Consider the following 13,614-nt stretch of genomic DNA (forward strand, 5'->3'; position numbering starts at 1 on the left):
GCGGGGGGCGGGCCGGCGCAGTGCCGCGCCGGCCCGGCGTGCTAGTCGCGGTAGCCGCCCGATTCGGCGGTCGACTCGGCGTAGCGCTGGGATTTCTCCAGAGCCTTCTCGACGGACTGCTGTCCGGCGATGGCGGCGGAGATCTCCTGGGAGACCTTCGTCCCGAGGTCCTGGAACTCGGGGATCGCGACGTACTGGACGCCGGTCCACGGCTGCGGGTGCAGGCCGGGCTGGTGCACGTCGACGTTCTCGATCGCCTCCAGCGTGGCGCTCGCGAACTTCTCCGCGGCGGACTGGTACTCGGGCTTGGAGTAGGTGGACATCCGGCTGCCCGGCGGCACCCGCTCCCAGCCCAGCTCCTCACCGACCAGGGAGATGTACTCCTTGGACGTGGCCCACGAGATGAACTCCCATGCGGCATCGGGGTCCGAGGACGTGCTCGGAACGGCCATGGACCACGCCCACAGCCAGCCGGCGTGGTCGGTCTCGGCCACCGGGGCCGGCGCGTAGCCGATCTGCCCGGTGACGTTGCTCGACTCGGGGTCCTCAAGGAGGCCCGCGGCGACGGTCGCGTCGTAGAACATGGCGGCGTTGCCCTGTGCCATCGTCGTCAGGCACTCGGTGAACCCGTCGTTGGGCGCGCCCTGCTGGCCGTAGTCGCGCAGCAGGTCGACGTAGAGCTCGACGGCTTCCTGCGTCTCCGGGGAGTCGAGGTGCGCGTTCCAGTCCTCGTCGTACCACTGCCCGCCGTGGGTGAGGATGACGGTGTTCAGCGGCGCGAGCAGCTCTCCCCAGCCAGGCAGGCCGCGCATGCAGATTCCGGCGACGTCGTCGTCGGGGGCGTGCAGCTCCTCGGCGAACCCGGCGATGTCCTTCCACGTGGGCTGCGGGGGCATCTCCAGGCCGGCCTCGTCGAAGAGGTCGGTGCGGTACATCATGAACGACGACTCGCCGTAGAACGGGGCCGCGTACAGCTCGCCGTCGTACGAGAGCGCCTCCCGGACGGCCGGAACGAGGTCGTCGACGTCGTAGTCGCCCTGGCCCGCGTACTCCTCCAGGCTGACGAGCCAGCCGTTCTCCGCCCAGATCGGCGCCTCATAGGTGCCGACGGTGACGATGTCGTACTGCCCGCCCTGGGTGGCGATGTCCTGTGTCACGCGGTCGCGCAGCTGGTTCTCGGGCAGCGTCACGAACTGCACGTCGATGTCCGGGTGCTGCTCGGAGAACTTCCCGGCCAGCTCTTCGATGTCCTGCATCTGCGGGTTGGCGACGGTGGCGATCGTGACCGTGCGCTCCGCTCCGCCGCCCCCTCCCGCACCGGCGCAGGCGGTCGCGGTGAGCAAGGCTCCGGCCGCGGCCGCGGCCAGGCCTGGACGTCTCAGGGGGATGAACATGTGGACCTCCGAAAGGTGAGGGGTGTCGGCGGTCTCGGGGAGAAGAGGTCGCGCAGCCGGTCCCTGCCCCAGTGACCACCGGGTGCTCATGTGAGCGGAAATATGTGCATTTGAGCTCCGATGCACTTCAGTTAAGGTGTGACCCCTCTCACCAGTCAAGATGCTCTGCAATAATGAGACCAAGCGCGCTCATATGAGCAGCAAAGGAGGGGGTGGCTGATGGCGACCGGGGCGCCTGCTCTCCGGCCTGCAGAGTTGATCCGCGCGGCCGCGATCGCCCGCCGCTACTACATCGACGGCGTTTCCAAACTCCACATCGCGCAAGAGTTCGGCATCAGCCGGTTCAAGGTCGCGCGCATCCTCGACGATGCGCGCGCCGCGCACATCATCCGCTTCGACATCTCGGTGCCCGCCGAGATCGACGCCGAACTGTCGGACGCCCTCCGCTCGGCTTACGGGCTACGCGAGGCGATCGCCGTCGCCACGGCCGACGACCGCGACTCCCTTCACCGCGACAACCTGGGCCGCCTCGCCGCCGACTACCTGACCGAGGTACTCGGCGAGGGCGACACCCTCGGACTCGCCTGCTCGCGCACACTGAACGCGATGACGCTCGCACTCGGCGCGCTACCCCGGTGCACGGTCGTACAGCTGACCGGTGTCCTGCCCGGCGGCGTCGAGGAGAACTCCGTGGAGCTGGTGCGCCGCGTGGCGAGCCTTGCCCGCGGCCCCGTCTTCCCCATCTACGCGCCGCTCGTCGTCCCCGACCCCGCGACCGCACGTGCGCTCCGCCGCCAACCGCAGGTCGCCGACACGATGCGGCGCTACGCCGACCTCACCAAAGCCGTGGTCGCGATCGGCTCGTGGGAGCCGCCCGCCTCGCTCGTGCGCGATGCCCTGCCCCCGGGCGAAGGGGCGCTGCTGTCCCATCACGGCGTACGGGCCGAAGTCTGCGCGCGGCTCATGGACGGCGACGGCGTCCCGATCGCGACGGACCTGACCGACCGCACCATCGCCATCACGGTCGACCAGCTGAAACAAGTCCCCGAGGTCGTCGCCGTCGCCGGGGGCGCGGACAAGACCGCAGCCATACGCTCGGCCCTGAAGGCAGGCTTCATCACGTCCCTCGTCACCGACGCGGCGACGGCCCGCGCCCTCACCCAGGGCGGTTGACCGGCGCCGCCCCGCCACCGCAGGACCGGAGCCGCGGCCCCGCCCCCGCCGGCACGATCAGGGGCCACAGATGAGCGAGGAGGGAATCCGGCGCGCGGCCTCGGCGCCCGTTCGCGCCGCGTACTCCGCCACACCATCGGCGGTCTCGCCGGCCCAGCCCACGTAGCCGTCCGGGCGTATGAGGAATACGCCCACGCCGTATCCCTGAGGCGCGGCCGCGCCTGTCGTCAGCAGGGTCCAGTGCGCACCCCGCAGCGCGTCGAACAGCCGCACCCCCGCCACCGTCGCGTCCGGTGCACGGTCGCCGGCACGCACCGGACCCGGGGCGGCGCGGGTCTCCTCTGTGAGGGAGGAGGCGCGGTAGCCGAGGCGGAGCTGGCGGGTCGCCTCGCCGCGGCGGGTTTCGCCGCGGTGAATGCGCGTCGACAGGCCGAGCATGTCGGCGGCGATCGGGCGCCGTTCCTCCTCGTAGGTGTCGAGGAGCGAGGCGGGCGCGCCGTCCCGCAGCACCGCGCCCAGCTTCCAGCCCAGGTTGTAGGCGTCCTGCACGCCGGTGTTGAGGCCCTGGCCGCCGGCGGGTGAGTGGACGTGCGCCGCGTCTCCGGCGAGGAAGACCCGGCCCTCGCGGAAGCGGTCGGCAAGGGCCGCCCGAGGGCGGAAGTCCGAGGCCCACCGCGCACCGGTCACGTCCTCGGGGGCCAGGTGCGAGCGGGCCGCGACGGCCGTGCGTATGCCGTCGAGGGAGAGGTCCACCTCGGTGCCCTCGGGGAACCGGGCCACGAGCTGGAAGTCCTCGGTGCCCGCGAGCGGGCAGATCGTCAGGAAGCCGTCACCCTCCCCGTTCGGCGGGAAGATGTGCCAGTTGTCGCGGTCGAGGCCGGTGATACGGACGTCGGCGACCAGCATCGGGCTCGGGTCGACGGTCTCACCGGCCATGCCGATGCCGAGTGCCCGGCGCACCGTCGAGCGGCCCCCGTCCGCGGCGACCACGTACCCGGCCCGCAGGTCGGGACCGTGGGCGAAGCGTACGGTCACCCCGTCGTCGCCCTGGGAGAGGCCGATCACTTTTTGGCGGAAGGCGACCCGCCCACCCAGCGCCTCCAGTCGTGCCAGCAGGATCTCCTGCGTGCGCCACTGCGGCAGCATCCACGGGTCGGGGTACGGGGCCTCCTCCGTCGCCCCCGCCGGTTCGAAGATCCGCCGCTCGCCCATACGCCGACCGTCCTGCCAGATCATCCCGGCGGGGTAGGGGCCGCCGGCCGCGCGGATCGCGTCGAGGACGCCGAGGTCGTCGAAGACCTCCAGGGTGCGCGGCTGGATCCCCTTGCCGCGCGAGCCGGGGAACAGCGCGTCGGCCTGCTCGACGACGAGCACATCCACCCCGCGGCGGGCGAGGTCGATGCCGAGGGTCAGTCCACTGGGTCCCGCACCCACGACCAGTACGTCCGTCTGTACGTCCAGTTGTGCAGCCATGTGCACACGCTCCTTAACGACGTTAAGTTGATGGTGCGACTATGTACTTAACGGCGTTAAGCTGTCAAGTGTGAACGCGAAACCACGTGTACCCCTCGACCGCAAGCGCGTCGCCGACACCGCTCTCAACCTCCTCAACGAGGTGGGCCTGGACGGTCTGACGCTGAGCGCGATCGGCCGCGAGCTGGGCGTCAAGGCACCCGCCTTGTACTGGCACTTCAACAACAAGCAGGCGCTGCTGGACGAGATGGCCACGGAGATGAACCGGCGGATGGTCGCCCGGACGCCGCGCGACCCCGCCGACACCTGGCGGGAGCGGCTGCGCACGTCCAACCACGGCCTGCGCGCGGCGCTGCGCGGCTACCGCGACGGCGCGAAGGTCTTCAGCGGCTCACGCTTCACCGGCATCGAGCACGCCGAACAGATGGAGGACGACCTGCGCCTCTTCACCGCAGCCGGGTTCACTCTCACCCAGGCGGTCCGCGCCCTAGCGACGACGTACCTCTACACGACCGGCTTCGTCGCCGAGGAGCAGGGTGTCGAGCCGCTGCCGGACGAGCGGCGCGAGGGCTACGACGTCGAAGAACGCGCCCGGATGATGGCCGACTTCCCGCTGTCCGCCGCCGCGGGCACCGAGATCTTCGAGAACTACGAGGAGCACTTCGCAGAAGGGCTGGAACTCGTGATCACCGGTATCTCGGCCCGGTACGGAATCGACTGACGGGCGCAGGGCCGCCTGCGGTTCTCCGGGGATTCTCCGGGAATCACCCGGGGAATCGCGCCCACCCGGCTCCGTCCCACCCCTCCGCCGACCTGTGCCCCTGTCTCCGATGATCGCGGGAGAACGGTTGGAATTTCCGGCGGATTTCGAACCGTTCTCCCGCGATCATCGGAGACTGAGCGGAGTCAAGGTGTCGGCCGGGACACCGGGGGAGCGTCGCCGTTTGCCGCCATGGCCGCGTACCGACGTGCGACGGCGTGATAGGCGGCCTTGGGTGCCCACTGCTCAGCGGCCTCGGGAGTGTCGCCGGCCTCTCGGGTGACCTTGACGATTCCGAAGCAGCCCAGGTCCTGGTCGGTCGCGGGGTCGGCGGTGTGCACGTAGGTGGGCTCGCTGAAGGCGAACACGAACGCCCCGTGGACTCCGGCCGATGTGAGCGCGTCGAGCGACTGGGTCACGTAGTCGGCCTGGACATCCTCGTCGCGCGTCAACTCGGCGGTGATGCGCGGCGGGTCGGTCCGGTGGTCGAAGATGTCGTACCCGTCCGCGCCGAGCTCGGCCGCGCCGCGGTAGGCGCAGCAGCCGAATTCGGTGATCAGCACGGGTTTGCCGCGCTCGACGTGGCGGCGGACCTGGTCGGCGTAGACCTGCGCGTTGCGCTCGTCGCGATAGGTGTCCAGCCCGACGTAGTCGAAGCGGGACCAGTCGACCGACTCCCAGTCGCCAGCGCTGTAGGTGATCGGGCCGTCGAAGGATTCCCGGGTGACGGTGACCAGGCGGTCCAGGAGCTCGTTGAGCTTCCGGTCGAACCGCGGCTTCCTCTTACGGATGAGCTGCGGCAATCGTTGGCTCCGGTGGCCGAACAGGCGCCCGGGCACGATGCCCCGACTGGTGAGGGTCAGTTCGCAGCCGACGTTGATTCCGATCTTCCCGTGCTGGGAGCGTCGGCGTTCGGCGGCCGGGCCCAGCTCGCGCAGCACGGACGCGGTCGCTCTGGGGCGGCCGTCGATGACCCGCGGCTGAAGCCAGGCGAACAGGCCCGATTCGACGGCGATGTCCGCCGCCTCGATCAGCCGCCGCGGGTCGGTGGCCATGATGGAGACGGCATTGCAGGACAGGTCCTCCCGGATCGCGGTCATATCGCGGCGGACGTCATCGGGCCGCCAATGTGGCCGGGAGGGGAATTTCCTGTGGTAGAGGACACCGGCGTCGTAACAGATACCGCGAACGGGAAGGACGGCCATACTCAGCACCTCGTGGTCGCCACCTGTGGTTTCGCGAACCGTTCAACGCCGCCTCCTCGGAGCCGAAGACGCTGGCCGGTACGCAACGGTAACAACGCGCTTCCCGTCTTTCGGGTTCCCGGGCGAAGAATGAGCGCGGCGAACACCCTGGAATCGTCGGGCCGGGCCGCCCACACGGCATCGATCACGCCGAACAGAACCCGTTCTCCCAAAGTAGAGAGCGGGCCAGACGCTGATGGAGATAATCGGGGAGACCAGCAGGGTCTGAGTGTTTTCGATGCCGTCAGAAAATGTCTAGAAGTGTCTGATTTTGTGTGGTTCGAGCGTACATGTCTGATTTTCAGGAAGTTGCATATTCAGGGGCTGGCCCCAGGTAAACCCGCAGGTCACCGAGTCTGCTCCCCGCGCACGCGGGGATGGACCCACGCGGACCGGCAGGCCGCGCCGAACCGTGGCCTGCTCCCCGCGCCGGATGGGGTCGTTTCGCCCGTCCAGGTGTCCGGTGTCAACCGTCCTCGCGGAGGCGGTCCACCATTCCCTGGGTCAGTTCCAGCTCCTCCAGGTTCCAGCGGAGATCTTGCTCCGCGTGGTTGGTGGACCAGAAGACCGCCACTCCTTCGTCGATCAGCCGGGCGAACTCGGCGTAGGACGAGCCGTTGCCGCCGTTATGCCAAACGACCTTGCGCTCGTCTTGGACCATGACGACCCACCCGTATCCGTAGTGTGTCTCGCCGTCGTCTTCCAGAACGTGTGGCTCGAACAGCTTCTTTTTCGCCGCCTCCGACAGGATGCCGTGTCCGTCGAGCGCGACATGCCAGCGGAACATGTCCGGCGCGGTGGATAGAATCCCACCATTGCCACGAAGGTTCCAGTAGGGGCCGTCGGTGTCCCACAGATGGTCGTTCGGTCTGCCTTTCGGTGTTCCTTCCGCGTCATATTCGACTGCTACTTGTGTCCGCTCCCAATTCGGCAGAACGTATCCGGTGTGAGCCATTCCGGCCGGGACGAAGAGATACCTGGAGAGGTACTCTTCGTAGCCGATCCCTGAGACCATCTCGATGACCGCGGCCAGCACGCTGTAGCCAACGTTGGAGTAGTGGTACTCGGTTCCCGGAGCCGACAGCAGATCGGATCGGGCGGCAGCGGCCAAGATGCCGTCCCGGGACTGGGCGTCGTAGTCGTCTCCGATTTGTTCGACCAATCCCGAGGTGTTCGTCAGAAGCCGGTGCAGTGTGATGTCCTGCTTGTCCTCAGGGAGGCCGTCGACGAAGTCCGAGAGCGGATCACTCGTCGCCAGCTCTCCGGCCATCTCCAGTTTCAGGATCGCCGCGGCCGTGAACTGCTTGGTGATCGACCCGATGTCGTAGACGGTGTCGCATTCGGCGCCGATGTTCGATTCCCTGTCGGCGAAACCGATGCCTTTGCAGTACACGATTTCGCCGTGCCGAGCCGCGAGAGCCGTCAGGCCGGCCCCCTCCGGGACCGTCTCGGTGAGGAATCCGTCGATCGAATCGCCGATATGTCCGCCGTCCGATTCCGGTGTGGCGCTTCCGTCCTGCGCTGGGGTGCAGCCGACCACGGCGCCCGCTGCTCCGGTCAGGGCCGCACCCGACAGCAGCGCTGCGGCCTGTCCCACGAACTGTCGCCTCGTCGTTCCTGTCATCGGACTACTCTCCGTGCCGTTTCGACATGAAGCTCACCCATTCCGATGTGTCCTGAAGGGCGCCGGTATGGGTGCGGGGGTCGGTAGTCAGCGTAGAGGAAGAGCGCTGCGGGACTCAGAGGGCGGAGGAGACCTTCGCCGTTGAGCCAGGTCGGGGCGATGGCGGGCGGCGTCGGATCGGCAGTTCGACACGAGTTCGACACGAGTTCGACAGGCTGCTGTCGGCGGTTGACGGCGAGAATGCCGCTCCCGCCTCAGCCGCCCAGCGGTTCGGCGGGGCGTGGGGCGGCGGTGTTCCAGGACCACCGGGAGGCGACCCGGTCGCGCCCGGCAGTGCCCATGGCGGTGGCGCGGGCGGTGGCGGCCGGCAGACCGGCGGCGGCGATGGTGAGCGGGCTGCCGCCGTCGACGGCGTGGCCGGTCACCCCCCTGGCGCCCGGCCTGAGCCGCACCCTGGCCCTGTTCCACCTCCATTCCTTTCGGTGACCTCGGGGAGATCGACCGAATCCGCGGCGGAACAGGGTCGATACCCCCGAGATCAGCGGAGGTGGGTGGGTCAGGCGGTGGGAATGCCGGGGACGGGGAGGCCGTGCCGGGCCGCGTCGTAGCGGTCCAGGACGACCTCGGCCAGCTGCGGGACGTCGCCCAGCGCCGGGGCGACCGCCGTGGCGCCCGCGGCGAAGGACTGGTCGGCGACGCGGTCGGAGAAGAAGCCCGGGGCCAGCAGGTAGCCCGACACCGCGACCCTTGCGGCGCCGGCGGCGCGCAGCCGGGCCACGGCCTCCCCCGGGGTGGGGGAGGCCGCCGAGGCGTAGGCCGGCACGACCTCGCGCCAGGGGTTGCGCCGGGCGAGCGCCGCGGCCATCTCTTCGATGGTGCGGTTGGCGTCCGGGTCGCTCGATCCCGCGGAGGCGAGGACGAGGGAGGTGTCGGGGGCCGCCACCGCGCCAGCCTCCTCAAGGCGCTGTTCGACGGCATCGAGGAGCAGCGGGTGGGGGCCCAGCGTGTCGGCGTAGTGGATGTGCAGCCACGGGCACGATGCCCGGACCCGGTCGAGGACGTCGGGCAGGTCGACCTTGCTGTGGTACGCCGAGGTGAGCAGGGCCGGCAGCACGACGACCTCGCCGACCCCCTCGGCGGCCACCCGGGTGACGGCCTCCTCCGCGCCGGGGGAGACGTGGTCGAGGTAGGCCACGCGCACGTCGAGCTCGGGGCGGAGGCGCCGCACGCGGGCGAAGACCCGCTCGACCGTGTGCGACGACCGCTCGTCCCGGCTGCCGTGGGCCACGGCGACCAGGGGGATGGGCGGGCGCCCGTTCCCCCGCGCCTCGACGACGTCGCGCCCCATCACAGGTGGATTCCGCATTCGGTCTTGCCCATACCGGCCCAGCGGCCGCTGCGCGGGTCCTCACCCGGGGCCACCGGGCGCGTGCACGGGGCGCAGCCGATCGAGGGGTAGCCGTCGTACCGCAGCGGGTTGACGATGACGCCGTGCTCCTCCATGTAGGCGTCCACGTCCTGCTGGGTCCACCGCGCGATCGGGTTGACCTTGACCATCTTCTTGCGGGCGTCCCACTGCACCACGCCCACGCCGCGCCGGGTCACGGCCTCGTCCCGGCGCAGGCCGCTGACCCAGGCGTCGTAGGGCTCCAGCGCGCGCTGCAGCGGCTCGACCTTGCGCAGGTGGCAGCAGATGTTGGGGTTGCGCCCGTGCAGCCGCGGCCCCAGGTCGCGGTCCTGCTCCTCGACCGTGCGCAGCGGCTCGACGTTGACGAGGTTGATCGGGTACACCTGCGCGACCGCGTCGCGCGTGCCGATCGTCTCGGCGAAGTGGTAGCCGGTGTCCAGGAAGATCACGTCGATGCCCGGCTTCACCCGCGACACCAGGTCGACCATGAGCGCGTCCGCCATCGAGGAGGTCATGCACAGCCGGTCGCCGAAGGTCTCGGCGGCCCACCGGATGATCTCCTGGGCGCTCGCCTCCTCCAGCTCCGCCGCGGCCCGATCCGCCAGCGCCCGGCCGTCCTCCAGTGCGACGTTCATGCCTGCTCCACCGTCCCGTCCGTGTGTCTCCTGGCGCCCGCCGCGTCGCCCGCACCGGCCACCGCGGCCGCCCGGAGTCCGACGAATTTCACCCGGAACACCCGTGCGCACGACAGGCAGTCCCAGGCGTATCCAGCGCCCTTCTCGGCCTCGCCCTCGTGCGGCATCAGGTCCTCGTCGCCGCAGAAGGGGCAGTAGTAGGGCGCCGCCCGCTCGCTCACTTGAGATCGCCTTCCTCGGCCCGGCCGACCCACGTCGCGAACGCCTCGCCGTCCTGCTTGGTCTCCAGGTAGCGGCGCAGAACCCGTTCGACGTAGTCGGTCAGCTCCTCCGACGTCGTCTTCAACCCGCGCACCTTGCGGCCGAATCCGGCGTTGAGCCCCATGCCACCGCCCAGGTGCACCTGGAAGCCCTCGACCTGACGGCCGTCGGCGTCGGTGACCAGCTGGCCCTTGAGCCCGATGTCGGCGACCTGGATGCGGGCGCAGGAGTTGGGGCAGCCATTGACGTTGATGGTGATCGGTTCCGGGAAGTCCGGCAGCCGCTGCTCCAGCTCGTCGACGAGCGACGCCCCGCGCGCCTTCGTCTCCACGATCGCGAGCTTGCAGAACTCGATGCCGGTGCACGCCATGGTCTGGCGCCGGAACACGCTCGGCCGCACCTCCAGGTCCTCGGCGTCCAGGGCCGTGACGAGCGAGTCGACCTGGTCGTCGTCGATGTCGAGGATGACCAGCTTCTGGTCGGCGGTGGTGCGGATCCGGTCCGAGCCGTGCGCCTCGGCGATGTCGGCGATCCGCGCCAGCTTGGTCCCCGAGACCCGTCCCACCTTGGGGGCGAAGCCGACGTAGTTGCGTCCGTCGCGCTGCCGGTGCACGCCCACGTGGTCGCGGCGCAGGTCCTGGGCGAGCTCGGGCTCGGGCCCGTCGGGCAGTGCGTAGCCCAGGTACTCCTTCTCCAGCACCTCGCGGAACTTCGCCGCGCCCCAGTCCTTGATCAGGAACTTGATCCGGGCGCGGTGCCGCAGCCGCCGGTAACCGTAGTCGCGGAAGATCGAGCAGACGCCCGCCCACACCTCGCTGACCTGGTCGGGCCGGACGAACGTGCCGAGCCGCTGGGCGAACATGGGGTTGGTGGACAGCCCGCCGCCGACGAACAGGTCGAAGCCGGGGGTGCCGTCGGGGCCGATCACCCCGGCGAACGCGACGTCGTTGATCTCGTGGTTGGTGCAGTAGGCCGAGCACCCCGAGATGGAGCTCTTGAACTTGCGCGGCAGGTTGGAGAAGAGCGGGCTGCCGATGTGGTCGTCGTAGATCCGGTGGATCTGCTCGGTGGCGTCGACGATCTCGTCGGCGGCGATCCCGGCGAGCGGGCAGCCGAGGATGACGCGCGGGGTGTCGCCGCACGCCTCCATCGTGCTCAGGCCGACGGCCTCCAGCTTCTCCCAGATGGCCGGCACGTCCTCGATGCGCACCCAGTGCAGCTGGACGTTCTGCCGGTCGGTGATGTCGGCGGTGTCGCGGCCGTAGGCGGTGGAGATCTCGGCGACGGTGCGCAGCTGCGCGGCGCTGAGCTGGCCGCCGTCGATGCGGATGCGCAGCATGAAGTAGCGGTCGTCGAGCTCCTCAGGCTCCAGCACCGCCGTCTTGCCGCCGTCGATCCCCGGCGCGCGCTGCGTGTAGAGCCCGTACCAGCGGAAGCGGCCGCGCAGGTCGGCGGGGTCGATGGAGTCGAACCCCGCCTTGGAGTAGATGTCGATGATGCGCTGGCGGACGTTGAGCCCGTCGTCGTTCTTCTTGTTCTCTTCGTTCTTGTTCAGCGGTTCCCGGTAGCCGAGGGCCCATTGGCCCTCGCCACGGCGGGGGCGGGGGTTGCGGCCGGGTGCTGCGGGAGCGGAGCCGGCCGGTGCGGATGTGGGAGGCATCGCGGAGTCCTCCGAGAGGTGCGCGGGGGGCGGGCAGCGGCCGCCGCGCGCATCACCGCAGGGCCCCGTGTCCGGCACGTCGTTGTGCTGCGGTCACGTTGCTGCTGGTCCGAGGGTGATGAGGGAACGTCGGCGCCGCGTGCGCCCCGGGAAACGGGCGGAATCGATCACACGGTGGTGGCGGGGGTCAGCCGACGTTGCGACAGATGGCGCTGCTGACCCGCAGAAAGTCCACGTGCCGGCGCACGCGGAGCATCGGGTCAAGAACAGCGGTCATGCCCTCGACGATGACACGGCGCGGGCGGGTTTGTCCAGGAGTCGCCGGTACTCCCGCACCGTGAAGCACGTCACGTCGGGGCGGAGACGGGGTCGGCACTCTCCGCCCGGAACCACAGGGGCGTGGGCGGCCTGGTCACGAAGTTACATCGAAACCGTATGGATGCACGCGGATCGGGCGTCGTTTCGGGGCGCGGTGGCGGTGCTGCCCCTACGTTGGAGCGCGTGTGGGGCTTGTGGGAACGAATCTGGCGTGCCGTCGACGAGGCACTCTCCCGCCATCCGAGGCTGAGCGACCTCGTCCTGCTCATCGCGCGCACCGGCCGCTCGGCGACGCGCACCCGGCTCGTCGGCCTGTCCGCCGAGTCGGCGTTCTTCGCCCTGCTGTCGCTGCCCGCGCTGCTGCTGGGACTGGTGGGGACGCTGGGCCACCTGGGGGCCGTGCTGGGCACCCGGACCGTCCTGGACATCCGCGCGTGGATCCTCGACCTGGCGGCCAAGGCGCTGACCGGCGAGGTCGTCGACACGGTCGTGGTCCCCCTCATCGACGACTTCCTGCGCGGCGCCCAGGCCAACGTCCTCTCCCTCACCTTCCTGGTGTCGCTGTGGTGGGGGTCGCGGGCGATGCGGGTCTACATCGAGGCCATCACCATCGCCTACGGGCTGGAGGGCCTGCGCGGCTATGTCCGGCAGCGGGCGCTGGCGTTCGTCGCCTACCTCGGCGGCCTGCTGTTCGCGCTCATCGTGCTGCCCGTCCTGGTGGCCGGGCCCAACCTGGTGCAGGACCTGCTCCCGGTGACGGCGGGGCGGCTGAACGTCGCCTACTGGCCGGTGGTCGGCGGGGTCTCGGCGGCCGCCGTGGCCCTGCTGTACGTGCTGGCCGTGCCGGTGCGCACACCCCTGTGGCGGCACCTGCCCGGCGCCGTGGTCGCCACGCTCGGCCTCATGCTGGGCTCCGCCCTGCTCCGCGTCTACCTGGACCGCTCGTTCGGCGAGGTCACCATCTACGGGTCGCTCGCGGCGCCCATCGCGATCCTGGCGTGGCTGTGGGTGGTGTCGATGGCCGTCCTCGCGGGCTCCCTCCTCAACGCCGAGATCGACTCGATGTGGCCGACCTCCCGCACCGCCGAGGCCCGCGCCGAGATCGCCGCCCGCCGGTACGCCCGCGCCACCCGGCTGGTCGAGCGGCACGAGGAGGCGCTGCGCCGCGTCGGTGAAGCCGGCGGCGCGCCGGACGGAGGAGAGGAACGGGAGCGCGCAGCGGGCGCCGGGGGCCGCGAGGCTCCGGAGGACACCGGGTCGCAAGCGGAGCAGCCGGGGCGGGCGCGGCCGGAAGCGGACGCGCCGGACGGCGCCCCGCCGCCTTCGGGCGCCGGCTCCGCGGCCACAGGTGGGGAGCGGGCGCCGGAGGAGGGGCCTGGGGAGCCGGAGGGCCCGGCATCCGGCCCGGACGGTACAGCGGACGGCACGAATGAGAGCAGGGGCACGTCGTCCCCTGGGGAGAGGGAACCGCGGGATCCGGCATGATCTTGTCTGGCCGGTCTCCCCGCGGCGCCCCGCACCGCACCGGCCGATCCCCCGACCCCCGCACCCGTTCCCCGCCCCCCGACCCCCGCACCCGTTCCCCGCCCCCCGACCCCCGCACCCGTTCCCCGCCCCCCGACCCCCGCACCCGTTCCCCGCCCCCCGACCCCCGCACCCGTTCC

At 70.5% G+C, this 13,614-nt stretch carries 13 protein-coding genes; 3 read left to right on the forward strand and 10 right to left on the reverse strand.

Annotated features, from left to right (window positions below; genetic code table 11):
* Nucleotides 1–41: 41 nt before the first annotated feature.
* Entirely contained in the window at nucleotides 42–1,394 is a 1,353-nt protein-coding gene (locus tag HNR23_RS07050) for an ABC transporter substrate-binding protein (protein WP_184074626.1), read from the reverse strand.
* Nucleotides 1,395–1,613: 219 nt separating this feature from the next.
* Here HNR23_RS07050 and HNR23_RS07055 point away from each other — a divergent pair, with 219 nt between their 5' ends.
* Nucleotides 1,614–2,567, forward strand: coding sequence for a sugar-binding transcriptional regulator (locus tag HNR23_RS07055; RefSeq protein WP_184074627.1), 954 nt, complete (start codon nucleotides 1,614–1,616; stop codon nucleotides 2,565–2,567).
* Nucleotides 2,568–2,624: 57 nt separating this feature from the next.
* On the opposite strand, the gene HNR23_RS07060 is transcribed toward HNR23_RS07055, so the two are convergent.
* A complete protein-coding gene (locus HNR23_RS07060) occupies nucleotides 2,625–4,040 on the reverse strand; it encodes an FAD-dependent monooxygenase (RefSeq protein ID WP_184074628.1) in 1,416 nt (471 codons plus the stop codon).
* Nucleotides 4,041–4,110: 70 nt separating this feature from the next.
* Here HNR23_RS07060 and HNR23_RS07065 point away from each other — a divergent pair, with 70 nt between their 5' ends.
* On the forward strand, nucleotides 4,111–4,761 hold the full coding sequence (locus HNR23_RS07065) for a TetR/AcrR family transcriptional regulator C-terminal domain-containing protein (protein WP_184074629.1): 651 nt from the start codon (nucleotides 4,111–4,113) through the stop codon (nucleotides 4,759–4,761).
* Nucleotides 4,762–4,946: 185 nt separating this feature from the next.
* On the opposite strand, the gene HNR23_RS07070 is transcribed toward HNR23_RS07065, so the two are convergent.
* From HNR23_RS07070 to HNR23_RS27410, 8 genes are all read right to left on the reverse strand, one after another.
* The gene (locus HNR23_RS07070; RefSeq protein WP_184074630.1) at nucleotides 4,947–5,900 is read right to left on the reverse strand and encodes a hypothetical protein; all 954 of its coding nucleotides are present in this window, start codon (nucleotides 5,898–5,900) and stop codon (nucleotides 4,947–4,949) included.
* Between the two features lie 610 nt (nucleotides 5,901–6,510).
* The gene (locus HNR23_RS07075) at nucleotides 6,511–7,668 is read right to left on the reverse strand and encodes a serine hydrolase domain-containing protein (protein ID WP_184074631.1); all 1,158 of its coding nucleotides are present in this window, start codon (nucleotides 7,666–7,668) and stop codon (nucleotides 6,511–6,513) included.
* A 254-nt stretch (nucleotides 7,669–7,922) separates the two neighbouring features.
* Nucleotides 7,923–8,120, reverse strand: coding sequence for a hypothetical protein (locus tag HNR23_RS27145; protein WP_184074632.1), 198 nt, complete (start codon nucleotides 8,118–8,120; stop codon nucleotides 7,923–7,925).
* Nucleotides 8,121–8,224: 104 nt separating this feature from the next.
* Nucleotides 8,225–9,034 (reverse strand): sirohydrochlorin chelatase, encoded by an 810-nt coding sequence (locus tag HNR23_RS07085; RefSeq protein WP_394353751.1) that lies wholly within the window; start codon nucleotides 9,032–9,034, stop codon nucleotides 8,225–8,227.
* On the reverse strand, nucleotides 9,016–9,711 hold the full coding sequence (locus tag HNR23_RS07090) for a phosphoadenylyl-sulfate reductase (RefSeq protein WP_184074633.1): 696 nt from the start codon (nucleotides 9,709–9,711) through the stop codon (nucleotides 9,016–9,018). The genes HNR23_RS07085 and HNR23_RS07090 overlap by 19 nt, the downstream gene beginning before the upstream one ends.
* The gene (locus tag HNR23_RS07095; protein ID WP_184074634.1) at nucleotides 9,708–9,932 is read right to left on the reverse strand and encodes a hypothetical protein; all 225 of its coding nucleotides are present in this window, start codon (nucleotides 9,930–9,932) and stop codon (nucleotides 9,708–9,710) included. Before HNR23_RS07095 ends, HNR23_RS07090 begins: the two co-directional genes overlap by 4 nt.
* Nucleotides 9,929–11,632: a nitrite/sulfite reductase gene (locus HNR23_RS07100; protein ID WP_184074635.1), complete on the reverse strand. Its 1,704-nt coding sequence runs from the start codon at nucleotides 11,630–11,632 to the stop codon at nucleotides 9,929–9,931. The genes HNR23_RS07095 and HNR23_RS07100 overlap by 4 nt, the downstream gene beginning before the upstream one ends.
* Before the next feature lie 187 nt (nucleotides 11,633–11,819).
* Nucleotides 11,820–11,909, reverse strand: a complete 90-nt coding sequence (locus tag HNR23_RS27410; RefSeq protein ID WP_332459723.1) for a putative leader peptide — start codon at nucleotides 11,907–11,909, stop codon at nucleotides 11,820–11,822.
* A gap of 224 nt (nucleotides 11,910–12,133) precedes the next feature.
* Here HNR23_RS27410 and HNR23_RS07105 point away from each other — a divergent pair, with 224 nt between their 5' ends.
* Nucleotides 12,134–13,435: a YihY/virulence factor BrkB family protein gene (locus tag HNR23_RS07105; protein WP_343070453.1), complete on the forward strand. Its 1,302-nt coding sequence runs from the start codon at nucleotides 12,134–12,136 to the stop codon at nucleotides 13,433–13,435.
* Nucleotides 13,436–13,614 lie beyond the last annotated feature (179 nt).

The sequence above is a fragment of the Nocardiopsis mwathae genome (assembly GCF_014201195.1).
Classification (GTDB): Bacteria; Actinomycetota; Actinomycetes; order Streptosporangiales; family Streptosporangiaceae; genus Nocardiopsis_C; species Nocardiopsis_C mwathae.